Annotated in this window: 17 protein-coding genes; 7 read left to right on the forward strand and 10 right to left on the reverse strand. The window is 69.3% G+C overall.

All coding sequences use genetic code 11. The features are described from left to right. Nucleotides 1–206: 206 nt before the first annotated feature. The 6 genes from L593_RS03590 to L593_RS03615 all read left to right on the forward strand — a co-directional run bounded on the left by L593_RS03590 (nt 207) and on the right by L593_RS03615 (nt 6,997). Complete coding sequence (locus L593_RS03590) at nt 207–383, forward strand: cytochrome-ba3 oxidase subunit (RefSeq protein WP_144060692.1); 177 nt, start codon at nt 207–209, stop codon at nt 381–383. Between the two features lie 30 nt (nt 384–413). Next, entirely contained in the window at nt 414–1,172 is a 759-nt protein-coding gene (locus tag L593_RS03595) for a sulfite exporter TauE/SafE family protein (protein ID WP_020445566.1), read from the forward strand. A gap of 23 nt (nt 1,173–1,195) precedes the next feature. After that, nucleotides 1,196–3,871: a cation-translocating P-type ATPase gene (locus L593_RS03600; protein WP_020445567.1), complete on the forward strand. Its 2,676-nt coding sequence runs from the start codon at nt 1,196–1,198 to the stop codon at nt 3,869–3,871. Next, entirely contained in the window at nt 3,868–4,566 is a 699-nt protein-coding gene (locus L593_RS03605; protein WP_020445568.1) for a hypothetical protein, read from the forward strand. Before L593_RS03600 ends, L593_RS03605 begins: the two co-directional genes overlap by 4 nt. A gap of 91 nt (nt 4,567–4,657) precedes the next feature. After that, entirely contained in the window at nt 4,658–6,472 is a 1,815-nt protein-coding gene (locus L593_RS03610; protein WP_020445569.1) for an amidohydrolase, read from the forward strand. After that, nucleotides 6,473–6,997, forward strand: coding sequence for a hypothetical protein (locus L593_RS03615; protein ID WP_020445570.1), 525 nt, complete (start codon nt 6,473–6,475; stop codon nt 6,995–6,997). Between the two features lie 68 nt (nt 6,998–7,065). Here the strand turns inward: L593_RS03615 and L593_RS03620 are convergent, their stop codons facing one another. The 10 genes from L593_RS03620 to L593_RS03665 form a co-directional block, all read right to left on the reverse strand. After that, on the reverse strand, nt 7,066–7,656 hold the full coding sequence (locus L593_RS03620; RefSeq protein WP_020445571.1) for a plastocyanin/azurin family copper-binding protein: 591 nt from the start codon (nt 7,654–7,656) through the stop codon (nt 7,066–7,068). 583 nt (nt 7,657–8,239) lie between these two features. Beyond that, nucleotides 8,240–10,027 carry a sensor histidine kinase gene (locus tag L593_RS03625; protein ID WP_020445572.1) on the reverse strand — a complete coding sequence of 596 codons (1,788 nt, stop codon included), beginning with the start codon at nt 10,025–10,027 and terminating at the stop codon, nt 8,240–8,242. A 75-nt stretch (nt 10,028–10,102) separates the two neighbouring features. Continuing rightward, the gene (locus tag L593_RS03630) at nt 10,103–11,605 is read right to left on the reverse strand and encodes a DHH family phosphoesterase (RefSeq protein WP_020445573.1); all 1,503 of its coding nucleotides are present in this window, start codon (nt 11,603–11,605) and stop codon (nt 10,103–10,105) included. Between the two features lie 121 nt (nt 11,606–11,726). Beyond that, nucleotides 11,727–12,881: a response regulator gene (locus L593_RS03635; RefSeq protein ID WP_020445574.1), complete on the reverse strand. Its 1,155-nt coding sequence runs from the start codon at nt 12,879–12,881 to the stop codon at nt 11,727–11,729. Between the two features lie 159 nt (nt 12,882–13,040). Next, the gene (locus tag L593_RS03640) at nt 13,041–13,799 is read right to left on the reverse strand and encodes a uroporphyrinogen-III synthase (RefSeq protein WP_020445575.1); all 759 of its coding nucleotides are present in this window, start codon (nt 13,797–13,799) and stop codon (nt 13,041–13,043) included. Continuing rightward, on the reverse strand, nt 13,796–14,638 hold the full coding sequence (gene cobA / locus L593_RS03645; protein ID WP_020445576.1) for a uroporphyrinogen-III C-methyltransferase: 843 nt from the start codon (nt 14,636–14,638) through the stop codon (nt 13,796–13,798). The genes L593_RS03640 and cobA overlap by 4 nt, the downstream gene beginning before the upstream one ends. Further along, nucleotides 14,635–15,759 (reverse strand): hydroxymethylbilane synthase, encoded by a 1,125-nt coding sequence (gene hemC / locus L593_RS03650; protein WP_020445577.1) that lies wholly within the window; start codon nt 15,757–15,759, stop codon nt 14,635–14,637. Before hemC ends, cobA begins: the two co-directional genes overlap by 4 nt. A 91-nt stretch (nt 15,760–15,850) precedes the next feature. Beyond that, the gene (locus L593_RS03655) at nt 15,851–17,695 is read right to left on the reverse strand and encodes a glycosyltransferase family 39 protein (protein ID WP_020445578.1); all 1,845 of its coding nucleotides are present in this window, start codon (nt 17,693–17,695) and stop codon (nt 15,851–15,853) included. A gap of 107 nt (nt 17,696–17,802) precedes the next feature. Further along, complete coding sequence (locus L593_RS03660; RefSeq protein WP_020445579.1) at nt 17,803–18,672, reverse strand: arsenite methyltransferase; 870 nt, start codon at nt 18,670–18,672, stop codon at nt 17,803–17,805. Further along, nucleotides 18,665–19,051, reverse strand: a complete 387-nt coding sequence (locus L593_RS03665; protein ID WP_020445580.1) for a helix-turn-helix transcriptional regulator — start codon at nt 19,049–19,051, stop codon at nt 18,665–18,667. Before L593_RS03665 ends, L593_RS03660 begins: the two co-directional genes overlap by 8 nt. Before the next feature lie 108 nt (nt 19,052–19,159). Here L593_RS03665 and L593_RS03670 point away from each other — a divergent pair, with 108 nt between their 5' ends. Continuing rightward, nucleotides 19,160–19,423 carry a helix-turn-helix domain-containing protein gene (locus L593_RS03670; RefSeq protein ID WP_020445581.1) on the forward strand — a complete coding sequence of 88 codons (264 nt, stop codon included), beginning with the start codon at nt 19,160–19,162 and terminating at the stop codon, nt 19,421–19,423. The last annotated feature ends 5 nt before the right edge of the window (nt 19,424–19,428 follow it).

Genomic DNA, 19,428 nt, shown 5'->3' on the forward strand with positions numbered 1-19,428 from the left:
GTATCGTCCGTACACTGCGTGGGCCAGTTCCGGCGACCCGCACCGTGACCGAGACGGTGACCCTCCGTCTCTCGACGTTCCGTGCGCGTTAGCGATGACACGGGCGGCCCTTCGAGCGAGCGTATGTAAAGGCTACCCCTGAATGCCACCGATTTGGAATCGGCGTTACCGATCATACTATGCACGGGCAACCCATTAGCACGCGCATGGATCTTCGATACGTCGCAGGCGTGCTCTTGCTCGCAATGGTACCGATGGCACTGTACGCAACCGGGCAGACGATGGTCGCTGCCGTCTCGCTCGTCAACATAGTGATCATCTACGCTAGCCTGTACGTCATGTTCGGCCCCGCGGAGAGCCCGCACGGGCATTCGACGCACTGAACGGGACCGACAGCACACCGTGACCCGAACATGATCCCCAGCGACGCCGGCCTCGTCGTGTTCTTCCTCGTCGGCTTCTTCGGAGGCGCGCACTGCCTCGGCATGTGTGGGCCGCTCGTGACGATGTACGCCGAGCGCTTCGAGAGCGACGGCAGAGGACCGACGACGAGCGCGCTCCGACAGCACCTCCTGTTCAACGCAGGACGGACGGCGAGTTACACCGTCATCGGTGCGTTCCTCGGACTCCTCGGGGGACTGCTCTTCGACGCAGGCGCGCTGGTCTCGGCCGCCAACGGCGTCCGCGGGGTGGTCGGCATCTTCGTCGGCACCTTCATCGTCGCGGCGGGCATCGGCTACATCACGCGTGGCCAGCCAAGGTTCACGGCAGGATCGATCCCCGGCGTCGGCGGCCTCTTCGCGACCGTCAGCGGCAGCCTCCACGCACGGATCGACGACTGGGCCGCCGGCCCGGGCATCGTCGGCCTCGGCGCGATCCACGGGCTCTTGCCCTGTCCGTTGCTCTACCCCGCTTTCCTCTACGCCGCGGCCTCGGGCTCGCCGATCCACGGCGGTCTCGCACTCGCCGCGCTCGGACTCGGGACCGTTCCTGCCCTGTTCGTCTACGGCACCGTTCTCGACACTGCCAGCCCGACCGTCCGGGGTCGACTGCACCGCGCCCTCGGCGTCGTCTTCGTCGTCGCGGGAACGATCCCGCTCGCGAAGGGACTCGGCGCGCTTGGGTACGCGGTTCCCCACGTTCCCCTCCCGATGCCGCCAATGATGGGGTGATCCTCCATGACAGACGCCGCTCCATGCAGCCGATCGACGAGGCGCGATCCGGCGTGAGCGACGCGGACGCTTGCACGCTGTGTGACCTCCCGACGCCCGAGCCACCGATCACAGACGAGGAGGTGCCGGGAACGTACTGCTGCCGGGGCTGTCTCGAGGTCTCGCGGACGCTCGACGATCCAGCGAGCGCGGACGCCGACGCCGCTGCGGAAGCCCTCGGCGCCGGGAGCGAGGCGGGCGGCGGGACCAGTTCCGGGGACGTCGACCGGGACGAGGACGAGATCGACGGCGAGACGGCCTACCTCTCCGTCTCTGGGATGCACTGTGCGACCTGCGAGGCGTTCCTCGAGTCCCGGGCGACGAGCGCGGACGGCGTCGCTGCCGCCGCAGCGAGCTACCCCACCGAGACGCTGAAGGTGACCTACGATCCCGAAGCGGTCGAGCGGGACGCGCTTCCCGGCGTCGTCGACGCCCTGGGCTACGAGGCGAGCCACCGGGAACTCGACGACGATCGCGACGACCAGGCGGACGTCGGCCGGCTGCTCGTCGGTGGTTTCTTCGGGATGATGACGATGCTGTGGTACGTTCTCTTCCTCTACCCAGTCTACGTCGGCGTCCCCGCGGACTCCCTCCTGGTCGACCTCACCGGCTCGGCGGGCACCTACCTGCTCGTCAACGTCTGGCTGATGGCGACCGTCGTGCTCGGCTACACGGGCTACCCGCTCTTTCGCGGCGCCTACGTCAGCCTCCGGGCAGGCCACCCGAACATGGACCTCCTCGTCGCGATCGCGGCGGCTGCCGCCTACACCTACAGCAGTGCGGTCGCGCTCACCGGCGGCACCGACGTCTACTTCGACGTCGCGATCGTCGTGGTCATGGCCGTCACGATCGGCAACTTCTACGAGGACCGCACGAAACGCCGCGCCGCCGGCCGACTCGCCGACCTCACGACCGAGCGGGTCGACGAGGCCCGCAGACGGATCGGTGCCGAGCGCCGGAGTAACGGGGCCACCGCGAGCACGGCCGAGACCGAGACCGTCGGCGTCGACGCCCTCGAACCCGGCGACGAACTGGTCGTGAAGCCCGGCGAGCGCGTGCCGATCGACGGCCCCATCGTCGAGGGCGACGGGATCCTCGACGAGTCGCTCGTCACCGGCGAGTCCCGCCCGGTGAACAAGACGGCTGGCGACGAGGCGATCGGCGGCTCCGTCCTGCGCGACGGGCGACTCGTCGTTCGCGTCGAGGCCGACGCGCAGAGCACGCTCGATCGGGTCGTCGAGGTGCTCTGGGACGTGCAGAGCGCCCGCCCGGGAGCCCAGCGCATCGCGGACCGCATCGCCGCGGTGTTCGTCCCGCTCGTGTTCGTGCTCGCGGCCGTCGCTGGCGCCGTCCACCTCGGTCTCGGCGCGGGGTTCGAGGGTGCCCTGCTGATCGCCCTCTCCGTCCTGGTCGTCTCCTGTCCCTGCGCACTGGGACTCGCGACGCCGCTCGCGGTCGCCCGCGGCGTCCGGGAATCCCTGGCGGACGGGGTCGTCGTGACGGACGTCTCCACGTTCGAGGCCGCCCACGAGGCCGACGTGGTCGCCTTCGACAAGACCGGGACGCTCACGACCGCCGAGATGCAGGTCCACGAGGTCGCGAGCAGCGACGACGTCGAGGAGGCGACCCTCCTCTCGCGCGCCGCAGCCCTCGAACAGTACGCCGATCACCCGGTCGCCGCGGCGATCGTCGAGGCCGCTGACGGCCCCGTGGACACCGTCGATCAGTTCGAACGCGTCCCCGGAAGCGGCGTCGGCGGCATGATCGTCGCCACACCCGACGGCGGTGCGCGAGCGGCGACCGGGGAACCGGGGACGACCGACGAGGCGACAGTAGGAATCGAGGTCCTCGTCGGTCGACTCGGTCTCTTCGAGGAGCGCGGCTGGTCGATTCCGGACGCGTTCGCCGATCGCGCCGAGTCGGCCCGCGCCGCCGGGAACGTCCCCGTGCTCGTCGGCTGGAACGGGCGCGTCGAAGGGGTGATCGTCGCCGGGGACGAGCCCAGGACGGAGTGGGAGCGCGTCGTCGAGGACCTCGCCGCGGAGCGCCGGGTCGTCGTGCTCACCGGCGACGACGCCTCGACAGAGCGCTTCGACGAGCACGCCGGCGTCGACGAGGTGTACGCCGGCCTCCCGCCGGAGGGCAAGACGGAGGTCGTCCGTCGGCTGCAGGCCCAGGAGACCGTCGCGATGGTCGGCGACGGGGTCAACGACGCACCGGCGCTCGCTGCAGCGGACGTGGCAATCGCGCTCGACCACACTGCACTCGCCGCGGACGCCGCCGGAGCGGTCGTTACGACCGACGACCTGCGCGCCGTCCCGCGGATCTTCGAGCGCACCCGGGCGACGAACGGCCGGATCAAGCAGAACCTCGGCTGGGCGTTCCTGTACAACGCCATCGCCCTCCCGCTCGCGGTCGCAGGGCTGCTGAACCCGCTGTTCGCCGCCGTCGCCATGGCGTCGAGCAGTCTGCTCGTGGTCGCGAACTCCTCGCGTGCGCTGGTCGAGACCTCCTCGAGAACGCTGCCCGAGAACGATCGCGACGGCGAGCATGCAGGGCACGACGTCGAATGGGACGGCAAGCACGGGGAGCGGGACGACTCATCCGGGGAGCTGATGGAGCCGGATCGCGAACCCGAGCCAGAGGTGCAATCCGAATGAACGTGGAGCGGTTGCGGCGCTACGAACCGGAGCCACGAGAGGTGACGGCGCTCGCCGCACTCCTCTTCGCGGAGGCCGCCCTGCTCGTCGGCTACCTCCAGACGACGCAGGCCACGGTCACCGCGCCGCGCTACCTCGTCTATCCGTTCGCCTGGATCAACGCCGGCGTGCTCGCGATCTGGATCGTTCGACGGCGCCGGGTGTCCCGGCCGTCCAACGACGCACAGCCGCCGGGGGCCTCCCGCCGCCGTATCGCCGGCGTCGGCGTCGCAGTCGGGTACTTCCTCGCGCTCACCTGGATCGGGGGCGCGATCGCGTTCGGCGACGTCAGCGGCGTGACCGTCCACTGGGATCTGCCGCCGGGATGGGGGCCGATGGTGATCGCCGGCCTCGGCCCGATTCGCATCGCGCCGATTCCCTACCGCATCTTCGGGTACGGCGTCCTCGCGTACCTGATCTACGTCGCCGCGCTGGACGCCGAGGCCACGCCCCTGAGCGCGATCGTCGGCGTGTTCTCCTGCGTGAGCTGTACGCTGCCCGTGCTCGCCCTGATCCTCTCGAGCACCGTCGGCGGCGCCGCGGGTGCCGCCGCCTCGACGGCCTACTCCTACGACCTCGCGGTGCTGGTCTACCTCGCGGCGCTCGGACTCCTGACCTGGCGTCCCGACGTGACGCTGCTACGCTGGCTGCGATGAGCAGTCCCATCGACCGAGCGGCGGACCAGTAGCGCCGACGATCGCCTCGGCGACCCGTAGCTGTAAGGCGATAGCGACTCGCAGCATACGCATGACCGATCCGGCCGACCTCGTACTCACCAACGGCCGCGTCCACCGACTCGCCGTCCCCGACCCCGGCGATCCGCGGACGTGGCGAGGCGCGCTGGCTCCCGACGCACCGAACGACGAACCGCCCGAGCCCGACGGGTCGGCGATTGCGATCCGCGACGGCGAAATCGTCGCGATCGGGAGCGACCGTGCCGTGCAGTGGCTCGTGGGCATCGAGACCGCCGAAATCGATCTCGAGGGCGCGACGATACTCCCGGGCTTTATCGACGCGCACACTCACCTCGTCCAGGCCGGCCTCGCGCTCGTCCACGCCGACCTGAGCGTCGCGGAGGATCGCGAGGCCGCGCTCGAACTGCTCGCCGAGCAGGCAGGCGGCGACGCCGACGGAGCGGCGGATTGGTCCGACGTCGACGAAGCGGCGGAATCGTCCGACATCGACCAAGCGGCGGAATCGTCTCCCACCCACGAACCGGGGGATTCATCCGACGTCGACGAAGCGGCGGAATCTTCTCCCACCCACGAACCGGAGGATTCGTCTGACGACTGGATCGTCGGCGTCCGTTACGACGAGAGCGACTGGCCCTCCGGCGACCACCCGACTCGCGCCGACCTCGACCGGATCGCCGACGATCGACCGGTCGCAGCCGTTCGCGTCGACCTCCACACTGCCGTCCTGAACTCGGCCGCGCTGGACCTGCTCGACGACCCCGATCCCGACGACGTCGAGACCGACGACGCGGGCGAACCGACCGGCCTCGTGCGCGAGGACGCCGTCGGCGTCGTCGAACCGGTGTACGATCCCGGCCGCGAGGCGACCGATCGAGCCGTCAGGGCTGCGATCGACGAAGCGACGCGGCGCGGGATCACGGGCGTCCACGACAAGGTGCGCAACTCCCACGCCCCCCGCGTCTATCGCGACCTCGACCGAGCCGACGACCTCGACTGCCGGATCCGGATCGACTACTGGGCGGACCACCGCGAGGCGCTCGCGGAACTGGGGCTCCGAACCGGCGACGGGACGGAACTGGTACAGGTCGGCTCGCTGAAGACGTTCACCGACGGGTCGATCGGGGGTCGGAGCGCGAAGCTCCGAGCGCCCTACGCCGACGCTGCGGGGGATACTGGCGCGGCTGCCGGGACGGAGAGCGACGGTGAGGCCGAGGACGAACGCGGGACCTGGGTCGTGCCACCCGCGGAACTCCGGGAGATCGTCGACGACGCGACCGACGCCAGACTCCAGGTGCAGGCCCACGCGATCGGGGACGAGGCGATCGGCGAGACGATCGACGCACTCGAAGCCAGCGGCACGCCCGCGGAACTCGCCGACGCCCGCCACCGGATCGAGCACGCCGAACTCGCGACCGACGCCCAGATCGAGCGCATGGCGGCGAGCGGAATCGTCGCCTCGATGCAGCCGAACTTCCACCGCTGGGCGCGCGCCGGGGGACTCTACGAGACGGCGCTCGGACCGGAGCGGACGGCCCGGAGCAACCGCCTGCAGACCGTCACAGACGCCGGCGTGCCGCTGGCCTTCGGGAGCGACGGGATGCCGATGGATCCGCTGTTCGGCGTCGAGCAGGCCGTGACCGCACCGACCGATGCACAGTCGCTGTCGGTCGGCGCCGCGCTCGTGGCCTACACCGGCGGCGCCGCGTTCGCGGGATTCGACGAGGACCGGATCGGCTCGATCGAGGTCGGCAAGCAGGCAGCCCTCGTGGCACTGGCAGATTCCCCGTGGGAAGAGCCGGAATCGATCGCCGATACGCACGTCGCGCTGACCGTCGTCGAGGGCCGGGTGGTCTACGACGGACGGTAGGTGGCGTCCGAGCGGTCTACGACGGACGGCAACCTCGGCATCGACGAGTTCGAACGCCACGTCGAGGACCTCGACCGCGACCGGGTCGAGATTCTCGATTGCTCCGGCAACGACGGGTTGGGCGCCGCACGCGGCGCGAACCAGCACGTGTCGACGCCCGCGGACCTCACGGGGATCAGCATCGGGATGGCGAAGCAGTTCAAAGCGCTACCGACCCACCGACTGGACGGGCTCCGGTACGGGCTCGACTCCGTCTCGACGCTCCTGCAGTTCCTCGACGTCCAGACGGTGTTCAAGTTTCTGCACGTCTACACCGCTCGCGTCGAGGACACCGACGGGCTCGGGGTCGTCACCTTCACCGGCGAGGCCCACGACGCCCAGGCGCGAAACACCATCCTCGGCCAGTTCGACGCGGTCATCCGGCTCCGCGAGACCGACGCCGGCGATCGCGAGGTCCAGATCAGGGGTGACGGCGTGGCGCCGACGGGCTGGATCCCGTTCCCCTACGGGAGCCCCACTGCGTAGCAGTACCCCGTTGGACCGTACGGTGCAACCTGACCGTTCAGTGACTGACGGGGTCGGGAACCGATGGTTCACTCGGGCTCCTCAGTCGCACCGACGTTGTACTTCAGGAAGAAGAAGACGAGACCGATGACCGATCCCAGGGCCGCCATCAGCCCGATCGCGAGGGAGAGCGCGTCGTCAGTAACCTCCGGTGGGCCGGCTGCACCGCCGCCGTCGCCGCCACCACCGCCCGCCGCGACCGTGAGTGTCGCGACCATCCCGTTGGCCTCGTGTGGGATGCAGAAGTAGCCGTACTCGCCCTCGACGTCGAAGGTTCGCTCGTAGCTGTCGCCGCCCACGATCTCACCGTCGGGATACGACGAACGGGCATCCTGTTCGTTCTCGAAGCCGCCGCTGGCGAAGTACTCGGCCTCTTCGGGAATCTCGTCCTCGTAGGCGGTGACGCTGTGGGGGATCTGACCGACGTTCTCCCAGACCACGGTGGTGCCAGGTGCGACGGTGACGCTGTCCGGAGCGAACACGAGGTCGTCGGTCATGTCGATGACCGTCTGCTCCTGGGCCTCGACGTCGTCGGTTGCGATCGCGCCCCCCGCGAGCGCGGTCGCAGCGGCCGTCAGTGCCTCCCGTCGTGACACGGTCGACGAACGAGTCTCGTTCACACAGCCAGCATGATCGCGTATCGAGAAAGGAAGGCGCCGGATTCGACGGGACCCGTCGGTGGTAAGCGGATCGTACCACCCGCAGGTTGCCAGGACTCGAGCTATTGACGGGACCGGACGTGAGCAGGCAGCGAAACGGCGCCACGATTTCGGCGGACCGCCATGCTTTGTGCGAGCACGCCACGGTACCCGGGGGCACGCCGCGACCCCTCCCACGGTCGCGACGTGGAAAAGCCGCCCACACCGAAAGTTGGGACGTACTTCCAGAATTCGACGTCGAGCGGGCGTGCTGCGGCGGTCGAACGGTGGAAAGGCCCGGACGCCTCCCAGAAATTTTGTATCGCGGCATGTGATTTATGACTCCTATGGATGGTCATATTGGAGACGCAGGATCGCCCGAGAGGACGGCGATTGCCGGATATTAGTTAGATATTCTATACTAATGGGGCAAGACAGCAATTTCGACGCGGCGGCCGGGGGCGACACAGACTCGAACAGCCGGACAGGCTGATTCAACCAGCCACTGGCAGGAGGAGCAACGAGAGAATCGAGGAGCGGGACGGCAGGACCGGTCAGAACGGCCTCAGGCGATCGTTCGACCGATGCCGGTGTCGGCGTGCACGACGTCGGAGAATACGAACCGTGCTCCACCGGCGTCGCTCTCGGTGGCGGAAATGCTCCAGCCGTGTGCCTCCGCGATGCTCTCGACGATCGCCAATCCGAAGCCAGTGCCGTCGCCGCTCGTGGTGAAGCCCCGTTCGAAGACGCGTTCGGCTTCGTCGGGCGAGATTCCGACGCCGTCGTCCTCGACGGCAAACTCGTGGTCGCCGCTGGTCACGGTGATCGTCAGGCCCTCCGTGGCGGTCCCGGGACGACCGTGCTCGATCGCGTTCCGGAAGAGGTTCTCGAGCAATCGGCGCAGGCGCGCTCGATCGGCACTGAGCTGCAGGTCGCCGTCGAACTCGAGGGACGTTTCGCCTGTCTCGACGGTCGTCCACGCCTCGCGTGCCACAGCGCGGAGATCGACCGCCTCGGGCTCCTCGACGAGGCGGCCCTCCAGGACGAAGGCCCGTATCTCCTCGATCAGCGACTCCATCCGGGCGAGGGCGTTGGCCACTTCCTCGATCGCAGTCTGATCGTCGGTCGCTTCGAGGACGTCGAGGTAGCCGTTGGCGACGTTCAGCGGGTTGCGCAGGTCGTGCGTGAGAACCTCCGCGAACTCGTTGAGCCGCTCGTTCTGGCGCTCGAGTTCCTCGCGCTGGGTCACCCGCTCGGTGACGTCGATGGTGACGCCGACGAGCCCGACGACGTCGCCGTCCGCGTCGTAGCGAGGCACCTTGGTCGTGGACGTGTAGAGAGGCTCACCGAGGTTCGTCGTGCCCGATTCGATGTGGTTGACGATTCGTTCCTCGTCCTCGATAACGCGCATGTCGTCTTCGTACGTCTGCTCGGCGAAGGACGGCGCGTAGAGGTCGAAGTCCGTCTTGCCGATGACGTCGTCCGAATGGGGGTGGACCTTCCCCTCGTCGTTCCTGATGTACTCGTCCGGATCGGTCTGCGTGATGTTGTCGCTGACGCGCTCGTGGCGGCCGAGTTCGTCCTTGAAATAGATCGACATCGGGATGTTCTGGAGTAACGAGTCCAGCTGGGCTGCCGCTTCGGCCATGGCAGCGCGCTCGTGCTCGTCGTCGGTCACGTCGCGGGCGGTGCCGACGATCGCCCCGTCGATCGGCGAGCGACGAAGCCGGAGTTCGGTCGTCCGGTGGCGATCGCCGAGTGGGGTCACCCGCAGACTCGTCGCTTTGGCCCCGACGGACCGGAGAACGTCACCCAGCCCGTCGCGATCCGCGTCGGCGACGAGGGACGTGATCTCGACGCCCACGAGTTCGTCGGCGACGAAACACGACTCGAGGTCGTCGGCCGCGACTGCGATCCGTCCTTTACGAAGGAGGAAACCCGGGTCCGGTGCATCGATCGGCACGCGGGCACGATCGAGCGACGCCTCGTACTCGGCGGCAGTCCGTTCGACGACCTCGACCACCGCAGAGGCGTCGGCGTCCGGATCGAACTGGACGTACTCGTCGACGCCCGCTCCGACGACGTCGGCGGCGATGGCAGCGAGCGGCCGTTCGCCGGCGAGGACGCGGGGCGGCCGCGGGACGGCATCGGTGGCCGGAACGTCCAGATCGACGTCGCGATCGTCGTCGATCCAGCCGACGACGCAGTGAATCGGAGCGCCGTCGCGGAGCTCGTGGAGTCGATCGGTGGCCTCGTCGATCGAGCCCACGGACTCCACGTCGATCCCAGCGTCGAGCAGATCGGCCCTCGTCCTGTCGGGGACGCCGATCAACAACGCTCGCACGGTCTGCACGATAGTCGTGGTACGCAAGCGCAACCCAAAGCGATTGTGGCCCTCCAGGTCGGGCAGCGAGCCGACCCCCGACGCTCAGGTCTGGAGCTGCGTCGCCAGGACGTCGTCCACGACTGAGACGAACTCGTCCGTCGAATCCGGCGGGATAGTCGCCCCCGCGGCGACCGTGTGACCGCCGCCGCTCCCGTCGACGGCGGACGCTGCCGTCGCCATGGCCTCGGAGAGGTCGACGCCGCGCCGGACGAGTCCGCCGGTCGCTCGGGCCGAGACCTTCACTTCGTCGCCGTCCTCGGCGAAGGCGACGATCGGGATCGACGGATCGACGCCGTCGGCGCCGACGGCCATCCCGGCGACGATGCCGACGATCGTCGCCGGAATCTCGCTGCCGGCGTCGAACCACTGGCAGTGGGACTCGATCGTCACGCCGTGGTCCTCGACCCACCGCACGCCGCGGGAGAGGTTGCGCCGGTGCTCGGCCAGTAGATCGGTTGCCTCCTCGAGTGCACCGTCGCGGTCGCCGAGCAGCACGGCGAGGCCGACCGCCGAGCGCTCGTAGCGAGCGGTCGCGTTGAGCAGGGTCGCGAACTCGCTGGCGTCCCGGAGCTGCGTCGCTGGTTCCTCGCCGGAGAGGGTGTAGGCGGTGCCGACCATCTCGTCGATGCGCTCGGCCGGGACGCCTCGCTGGATGGCACGCTGGCAGAGTCCGCTGGCCACGGTCTGGCGCTCCTCGCCGGTGAGTTCTGCCCACCGTCGCCACTCGCCGTCGGTGCGGAGTTTCAGGTCGAGTCCGTCCAGGAATCGTGCGGCGGCGTTCCGGTCGGTCGCGACGCCGGGAACCCTGATCTCGTCGGCGTGGGCGAGCAGCTCGGGGAGCGGTTTGGTCTGCGTGCCGTACGCCCCGAGGTCCGTCTCGGTTGTCAGGACCCCGGCCGCCTCGCCCTCGGCGGCGATCGCGACGTTCGCGCCGACGAGTTCGCCGTCCTCGCGCTGTCGGTCGCCGACCGCGCCGACGATAGCGAGCGCCGCGAGGTCGCGGTTCCGCGGATCGGGGTCGCTGCCGGGCTGGATCGCGTGCTCGGGGCCGAGTGCCGCTGGCGGGTCGCGCTCTGCGATGGCGCGGGCGACGGCGTACGTCGCCCCCGCCCCGGAGCACTCACGGGCGCCGTCCAGCCCGACCAGTAGCGGATTGACGTGGTAGGGCGCGTCGGCGTACTCCGCCGTCGCTGGCGCGCCCGCCGGGACCGCATCGGGCGACAGCGGCTGGTGATGATCCGCGACGATCGTGGCCTCGGGGTCGAGATGGGCGTACACGTCGTCGAGCTGGCCGCTCCCGAAGTCTGTCAGGAAGACGACGTCCTCGCGACCGGACGCGAGGCGCTGGATCGTCGCCTCGTCGAGCTGGTCGGCGAACTGCACGTCGTGGGGGATCCCGGCACGCTCGAGCGCCGCCGCACCGACCGCCGCGCTGGCCAGCCCGTCCGCGTCGGCGTGAGAGGCCAACAGGACGTGATCGGCCGCGGCCAGCCGCTCGGCTGCGCGGTTCGCGCGGTCGGTCAGCGCCGGAATCGGCCCGGTCATCGATCCAGGGTAGGATCGGTTTCGAGGTTAAAGGTGTGGTCCCGGCGGATCTGGTGCCGTCTGCCCGTGGCGCCCGACGGAGCCGCTGAGCGGTGAGGTCCTGAAGGACGATGCAGCCGTCTCACTCCGTTGGGGAGAGCACGAGGACCAGCCGGCGATGCTCGTCGAACGTGAGCGTGGAGCAACTCACGGTGAAGCGCCTGGGGGAGCCGTCGGCCCTGGCGATCGGCAGTTCCAGATCGGCTTCCCCGGCGCTCGTGAGATCGGCCAGCGCCGTTTCCGCGGCCGACAACAGCGCTTTGGGGTCGCTCCCCACGAGTTCGCCCTCCGGGTAGCCCGTGAGGTCGGCAGCGGCGGCGTTGGTCTCGAGGACCTCCCCGGCTTCGAGGTCGACGACGAACACGCCGTCGGTCACCTGCTGGAGCACCGCCCGCTGCGTCGCTGAGACCGTTCGAAGCGCACGTTCGTTGCGTTCGCGAGCCGTGACGTCGGTGATGAACCCCTCGAGTACGGTGACGTCGGCGGACTCGCCGTCGTCGATCGCCCGGCCCTGCTCCCAGACGATCCGTTCTTCGCCGTCCTTGCGAGTGATGCGGTAGGTCACCTCGAACGGCTCACCCTGCTCGACGGCCGTCTCCACCGTCCGCCGAGCAGGGACCCGATCCTCGGGAATGATCACGTCCGTCTCCCAGTCGACCGTCCCGCTGGTCAATTGCGCCGCTTCGTACCCTGTGACCGCCCGACAGCCCTCGCTGACGAACGACATCGGCCAGCCCGGCTCGGTCGTCGCGCGATACGCCATGCCCGGGAGGTTGGCGAGTAAGGTCTCGTGGCGTCTACGGGTCTCTGCGAGTTCGCTCTCGGCGCGGTATCGACGGACGGACTCCTCGATCCGGTTCGCGAGGACGGCGTACTGGTCAGTTCCGGTCTCCTTCTGGAGGTAGTCAGTGACACCACGAGAGATCGCCTCGCTCGCGATCTCCTCGCTCCCTTTGCCCGTAAAGAGGATAAACGGGAGATCCGGATAGTCCTCCCGGACGGCAGCGAGGAACTCGAGACCGTCGGTGCCGGGCATGTCGTAGTCGCTGACGACGGCGTCGATCGAATTGTCCTCGAGGCGATCGAGCCCGGTCTCCGCGTCGGTCGCGGTCGTGACCGCGAGCCCCTCGCGTTCGAGGAAGGTCGCAGCGAGGTCGACGAGCCCGTGCTCGTCGTCGACGTGGAGGACGTGCGGGGCCTCCACGCCGCGCGCGTTTGCGGCCCCGACGGGTGTCATTCTCTGGTGTAAGGACAGGCGTGGTAAAAAGTATCATGGCCGTGGAGATCGCGCGATCGCAGCGACCCGACAGTCGCAACCGACCGATGCCGCCGCGACTGCAGTCAATTCCGAGGAACGTCGATCGAGTGCCACGGCCAGTCCCGATGCGGCCCGGCGTCAGTCGAGGCGTGCCTCGATCGCTGCCGCGACGTCGTCGACGAGCACGTCGACGTCGGCCGTCGCCGGGATCACGTCCACGGCGATCCCCCGTTCGCGAAGCGTCTCTGCCGTCGGTTCGCCGATGGCACCGACGACGGCTGTCTCGAGCCCCCCTCGCGCCGCCGCCTCGAGCCCGCGGTCGGCAGCCGCGGCGAGGAAGTGCTCGACGGTCAACGACGACGTGAAACAGGCGCCGTCCAGGGACCCCTCGGCCGCGAGTTCGGTCGACTCGCCGGCGTCCGCCGGTCGCCGGAGTTCGTAGAGCACCGTCTCCTGCACCGTGGCGCCGGCCGCCGCGAGCCCGTCGAGCAGCACGTCGCTCCCGTGGTCGGAGCGGGCGACCTCGATCGACTCGACCTCGCCGCGCTCGATCGCCGACGTGAGCGCGTCGACGAGGCCGCGAGAGGAATACTCCTCGGGCACGAGATCCACTTCGTAGCCTGCGTCCCGGAGCGCTGTCTCAGTAGCGTCGCCGATGGCGGCGATCGTCGCGTCGGTCGGCGGCGACCAGCCGGCCTCGGCGACGAGTTCGACGCCAGTCTTGCTCGTGAAGATCACGACGTCGGCCGCCTCCACGCGTGGAATCGCACCGGTCGGCTCGATCGCGAGCATCGGATCGGCGACCGGGTCGAGCCCCGCCTCGGTGAGCGCTGTCACCGCCTCGTCGATGCGTTCGTCGTCGGGACGGAACACGGCGACCGTCGGCGTGGAAGTCATTCCTCGGCCTCCGGGGATCGATCGGTGCCGTAGGGCGATCGGAGCGCGTCGAGCACCTGCTCCCGGGTCGCCGCGACCTCGCCGATCACCGTGACCGCGGGCGGTTCGATTCCCGCTTCGTCCCGCACTGTCTCGATGGTGTCGAGCGTCCCGGTCGCGACCTGCTGATCGGCCCAGGTCGCGCGCTCGACCAGTGCGACCGGCGTGTCGGCGTCCATTCCAGCCTCGCGGAGCGCCGCGACGTACTCGGGGAGCTTCCCGACGCCCATCAGTACGACCAGCGTTCCGCCGGTCGCGGCGAGGGCGTCCCAGTCGACCGCCGACTCCTCCTTCGTCGGATCCTCGTGGCCGGTGACGAGCGTCACCGAGGAGGCGTGGTCGCGGTGCGTCGCCGGGATCCCCGCGACGGCGGGCCCGCCGATCGGCGAGGTGACGCCGGGGACGACCTCCACCGGGACACCGTGGTCGGCCAGGTACTGGAGTTCCTCGCCGCCGCGCCCGAACACGAACGGGTCGCCGCCCTTCAGCCGGACGACGTCCCGGCCGGCCTGGGCGTGTTCGACGAGTCGTTCGTTGATCTCGGACTGGGGCGTGCGCTCGCCGCCGGCGCGCTTGCCCACGTCCTCGCGCTTCTCGGGTGGGATCGCCTCGATGATCTCCGGCCCTGGAAGCTTGTCGTGGAGGACGACGTCGGCCGACTCAAGGAGCCGCTTCGCGCGGACCGTGAGAAGTTCCGGATCGCCGGGGCCGCTCCCGACCAGATAGACGGTGCCGAGGGCGGCGTCGTCACGGTCGTTGGCTGGAACGTCCTCGGCCGATCCGCCGGCGTCGTCGCTCATTCCTCCTCACCCGTCGCGCTCGCGGCGGCGTCCTCGGCGGCCTCGACGCTGGCGTCTCGCTTCGCCTCCTCGATCAGTTCGGCAGCGCCGGCGTCGGCGACCTCGCGAGCGAAGGATCGGGCCGCCGAGGCGTAGGATTCGGCCGGCAGATCGCGGTTCATCTCGACGGACTCGCTGCCGTCACGACTGTAGGCTGCGACGGTTACGCGGACGTGGGCGCCCTGGAGAGTCGCGTGGACGCCGAGCGGTGCGACGCAGCCACCGCCGAGTTCGGCGAGGACGATGCGCTCGGCAGTCGTCGCGATCCGGGTCGGCCGGTGGTCCAGCGAGGTGCGGAGGAGGTCGACCACGTCGCTGCCCGCGGCCGCCGTGATCGCCAGCGCGCCCTGTCCAGGGGCGGGGACGAACGTATTCCGGGGAAGGTGCTGGACCTGCAGTTCGTCGAGGAGCCCGACGCGCTCGAGCCCGGCAGCCGCGAGGACGATCGCGTCGTACTCCGTTTCGATCGGTCGGTCGAGCGCCCGGTCCTCCAGCGCGGAGCGGTTCGCGAGCCAGTCCTCGAAGGCGGCGCGTTCGGTCTCGCCGGCGTCCTCGGCCTGTGCGGCCTCCTTCCGCCGTTCGCGCTCGGCCTGGAGCGAGGGAGCGAGGAGCTTCTCGACGCGAGTGTCGACGTTCCCCCGGAGCGGTTCGATCTCGAGATCCGATCGCTCGGCCTGGAGCTGTGCGCCGCGTCGGAGGCTGGAGGTACCGACCGTCGCTCCCTCCGGCAGGTCCTCGAGCGTTCGGCCGTCGGGGGTCACCAGCACGTCGTTGGCCGACGCCCGCTCTGGCACTGCCGCGACGACGAGGTCGTCGGGTTGCTCCGTCGGCATATCCTTCATCGAGTGAACGGCGGCGTCGACCGATCCGTCGAGCACCTCCTCGTCGAGGGCGCGGACGAAGGCCCCGGTCTTGCCGAGGCGGTGGATCAGCTCGTCGCGGAGCCGGTCGCCCGTCGTCTCGACGGTGACCAGCTCCGCGTCGCGACGGCGCCGCTCGAGCGCGTCCTGCACCGAGCCGGCCTGGGTTCGCGCGAGGTCCGAGCCCCGCGTCGCGAGCCGGATCGGTGGCGTGGAAGTCATACCTCCGGGTCTGGGTCCGACGGGGAAAAACGCCGCGTTCGGCCGCGACGTGCGGGGGATTCACCCACGGCGTGAGAGCGTCCGCGACCGGTTACCGTCCGCTGGCTGCCGACCCGTTCGCCAGTTCGGGGCATGATTCCGCTGGCTCGGCGGTCCGCTGGAGCACGAGGATCCGCGGGTTGCCGACGTTCTTCGCGGGCGGCTGGAGCCGGAGCGCGTTCTCGACCATCCCCGCGGCGTCGTTGTTCCGGTTGACGTCGGGCCCGAACGTCCGCACGATCTCGTAGTCCTCCTCGTTCAGCAGGGATCGGTAGGTCTCGGCGACCTCCGGGAGCACGGTCGGGTCCTGGAAGTGACGGGTGTACTGGAAGCTGGTGAGCACGAGGTATTCGTGCTGGTTGCACCGGACCCGGGCGAGGCCCTCCTGCCACGTCGCCGGATCGTTCTCCATCAGGATCTCGGTGCGAGAGACGTTCGTTTCCTCGGGGAAGGCGGGGAGGTAGATCCGCTGACCGATGACGGCGACGTCGGTGTCGGCGTCGAAGTTGGCGTGGGTCCACTCCGTCGCCTCGGCGCGGGACTGGTTGAAGGATGCGACGCCGATACCGGTGTAGACCAGCGAGAGCAGGAGGACGACCGCGAGCACCGGGGCAGCGATCCGGCGGACGGTGAGGCCTCGGACGCCAGACCGACCGAGGACTGGACGATCCAGCGACAGGAGCCACGCGCCGAAGACGCCGACGAAGACGGCGAGCAGCGGCGTGAGCAGTAGCGCCCGGTTGTACTGGACGTTCTGCCAGGAGGTGATGATCAGGAAGTAGGGGACGACGAAGGTGACGGGTGCGAGCGCGGTCCGGTCGATCCGGTCGGTGGCGGCGAGGGCGACGACGCCCACGAGCGAGACGACCGCCAGCAGGAAGAGCGGCACCCCCATCGCGCCGATCAGGTTCCCCGTGTGGGAAACGAGTCCGGAGTCGGGACTCGCGTAGAAGGTGGACTCACCCGACACCTTCCCGAAGTAGCGCCCCAGTTCGCCAAGCCAGGCTCCGGGATGGAGAAACAGCGAGGGCGTCGTGACGACGTACGTCGCGATCGCCGCCGCCGGGTACCGCCCGATCGCACGGCCGAAGGATCGGCGCCCGTCGCTGCTCCCGAGGTCGAAGGATCGCGGGTCGTGGCGGGCGAACGCGTAGGCGCCGATCGGGAGCGCAGTCAGGCCGTTCGTCGCCTTCGCGGAGATCGCGAGCCCCGCGACCGCGGAGGCGAGGAGGAGTTGCCGATCGGTTCGCAGGTCGGTGTAGCGGGCGACGAATACGAACGTCCACGCGAGGAGCGCGCCCGCCAGGACGTCCTCCGTCGCGTAGTGTGCGGTGAGGACGTACCCCATCGTCGTCGCGAGCGCTGCGCCGGCGAGCAGGCCGGCCCGGTCGTCGTCAGCCAGCCGGCGAGCGAGCAACGCGACGCCGAGGACGCCGAGCAGCCCCGCGAGCGCGGAGGCGAACCGGCCCGCCACGACGATCGCGAAGAACGGATCCTGGATCGACGCCGGCGCGGCCCAGAGGTCCTCGTAGGTCTGGAACGTCTGTGCGGTGTCGAGCACCGAGCCGAGCTTTCCCGTCGCGGCGTAGTAGGCGACGAAGGCGACGATGACGGGAATATAGAACAGGGCGAGAATCCAGACGTGGAGGTTACCGCCCTTCTCGAAATCGGAGATACCGGGGCCGCCGTGGACGAGCAGGAGCGGGCGCATGATCGCGCCGCGCTCGTCGGGGATCATCTGGTAGAGTTGAGCGCGCCAGATGCCGTAGAGGAAGAGCGGCGCGCCGAGCACGAGGAGGAGCGCGAGACGGGGGTTGGCGCGGATCGCGGCGCGGAGCCGATCGCGGAGATCCCCTGGCGAAGCGTTGTCGAGGAGCAGGTCGGGGACCAGTCGCATCGACGCTGGATTTGCCAACGCGCAGGAAAAGGACACCGGTCCCGACTCGCTGGATTGGATACGCTGGCCACAGCGGTTCGACTGCCGAGACACCCAGAGAGGCCGGACTATCTTGCCGGTTTCTCCGCCTCGATCGTCGCCGACACGAGGAACTCCTCGAGATTCCGCTCGTCGTCCCACTCGCTGATGAACGCCTCGCTGTCGTCTTTCGGCGCAATCGCGATCGATTCGAACCCTGCCGCCGCGAGCATCGACTCCAGGTCGTCGACGGTCGCCGCGCCGGAGACGCAGCCAGACAGCGAGTCGGGGTCGAGCCGCACGTCCTCGGGGAACGGCGCGGTCTGGACGACGTCCGAGACCGCGAGTCGGCCGCCGGGACGCAGGGCACGGAACGCCTCGGCGAAGACCTGCTCCTTCGCCGGCGAGAGGTTGATCACGCAGTTCGAGATGATCACGTCGGCAGTCCCGTCCGCGACTGGGAGGTGCTCGATCTCGCCGAGGCGAAACTCGACGTTCGACGCATCGTTCTTCGCGACGTTCTCGCGGGCCTTCGCGACCATCTCTGGGGTCATGTCCACGCCGATCACGTGCCCGGCGTCGCCGACCTCATCTGCGGCGAGGAAGCAGTCGAAGCCGGCGCCAGAGCCGAGGTCGAGGACGGTTTCGCCGACCGAGAGGTCGGCGAGCGCCTTCGGGTTGCCACAGCCCAGTCCGAGGTCTGCGCCGTCGGCGACCGACGCGACGTCTTCGTCGTCGTAGCCGAGTTGCTCGCTGTCGGTGCCGCCGACGTCGTCGCTGCCGTCGGGCGCGCCGGTAGCGTCGTCGCCACAGGTGTCGGCGTCACCGGAGCCGTCGCCGCAGCCGTCGTCGGCACAGCAGCCCGAATCGCTGTCCTCGGCGATGCCGGCGTAGCGCTCGCGGACGATTCGGCGCTGCTCGTCTGGATCGCGGTCCGTCGGGGCGACCTCCTCACTCATCGGACGCCACCTCGTCCGGTTCCGTCGCTGCTCGCAGGTCGTCGAGCGTGTCAAGCAGCGCCTCGGCGACTGGCGTCGTGCCGTAGTAGCGCCAGGAACCCTCCTTCCGGCGCGTGACGAGCCCCGCCGCGGAGAGCCGGGACAGGGCCTGGCTCACCGCGCTCTGGCTCACGCCGACGGCGGCTTCGAGGTCGCAGACGCAGACGTCCGTCTCGGCGCCAGCGATCCGACGGAGCAGTTCGTAGCGCGTGTCGTTGCCGGCCGCAGAGAGCAACTGGACGTCCGCGAGGACGGCGTCCTCGTCGACCGACCCTGGCGGCGTACAGCACGGTTCGGACCGGGGATCGGCTCCGGTCGCAGTCGCGTCGTCGGATGCCATATTAACAATACCAAATATTAGGATCTGATGATATAGCTCTTTCCCTCGTGTACCGTTCGCGCACTCCCGGGAGAGGTTTAGGCAATCTCGCGGTCCAGCCGCAGACGAATGGCAGCAACCGGTACTTGCGACGGAACCGACGCCCGTACAGCCCTCGCCGACCTTCCACCGAGTGCGAAACTCGTAGCCACGGTGCTCGCCCACGAGGGCGAACTCACGCAGGCACAGCTGGCCGAAGAGACGCTGTTACCGCCGCGAACGGTTCGATCGGGACTCTCCGAACTCGATTCGGCCGGACTCGTCGACTCGCGGATCTCCTTCGTGGACGCCCGACAGCGCATCTACGACCTCGACGGAACGCTCCATTGCTGAGGACT

This window comes from Salinarchaeum sp. Harcht-Bsk1 (genome assembly GCF_000403645.1).
In the GTDB taxonomy this organism is placed as follows: domain Archaea; phylum Halobacteriota; class Halobacteria; order Halobacteriales; family Salinarchaeaceae; genus Salinarchaeum.

Bases quoted from the DNA above. Each gene is read 5' to 3' on its own strand.
- L593_RS03670 (WP_020445581.1), top strand. From the start codon at position 19,160: ATGGCAGCAACCGGTACTTGCGACGGAACCGACGCCCGTACAGCCCTC.
- hemC (WP_020445577.1), bottom strand. From the start codon at position 15,759: ATGACTTCCACGCCACCGATCCGGCTCGCGACGCGGGGCTCGGACCTC.
- L593_RS03655 (WP_020445578.1), bottom strand. From the start codon at position 17,695: ATGCGACTGGTCCCCGACCTGCTCCTCGACAACGCTTCGCCAGGGGAT.
- L593_RS03610 (WP_020445569.1), top strand. From the start codon at position 4,658: ATGACCGATCCGGCCGACCTCGTACTCACCAACGGCCGCGTCCACCGA.
- L593_RS03600 (WP_020445567.1), top strand. From the start codon at position 1,196: ATGCAGCCGATCGACGAGGCGCGATCCGGCGTGAGCGACGCGGACGCT.
- L593_RS03590 (WP_144060692.1), top strand. From the start codon at position 207: ATGGATCTTCGATACGTCGCAGGCGTGCTCTTGCTCGCAATGGTACCG.
- cobA (WP_020445576.1), bottom strand. From the start codon at position 14,638: ATGAGCGACGACGCCGGCGGATCGGCCGAGGACGTTCCAGCCAACGAC.
- L593_RS03605 (WP_020445568.1), top strand. From the start codon at position 3,868: ATGAACGTGGAGCGGTTGCGGCGCTACGAACCGGAGCCACGAGAGGTG.
- L593_RS03640 (WP_020445575.1), bottom strand. From the start codon at position 13,799: ATGACTTCCACGCCGACGGTCGCCGTGTTCCGTCCCGACGACGAACGC.
- L593_RS03665 (WP_020445580.1), bottom strand. From the start codon at position 19,051: ATGGCATCCGACGACGCGACTGCGACCGGAGCCGATCCCCGGTCCGAA.
- L593_RS03595 (WP_020445566.1), top strand. From the start codon at position 414: ATGATCCCCAGCGACGCCGGCCTCGTCGTGTTCTTCCTCGTCGGCTTC.
- L593_RS03635 (WP_020445574.1), bottom strand. From the start codon at position 12,881: ATGACACCCGTCGGGGCCGCAAACGCGCGCGGCGTGGAGGCCCCGCAC.
- L593_RS03630 (WP_020445573.1), bottom strand. From the start codon at position 11,605: ATGACCGGGCCGATTCCGGCGCTGACCGACCGCGCGAACCGCGCAGCC.
- L593_RS03660 (WP_020445579.1), bottom strand. From the start codon at position 18,672: ATGAGTGAGGAGGTCGCCCCGACGGACCGCGATCCAGACGAGCAGCGC.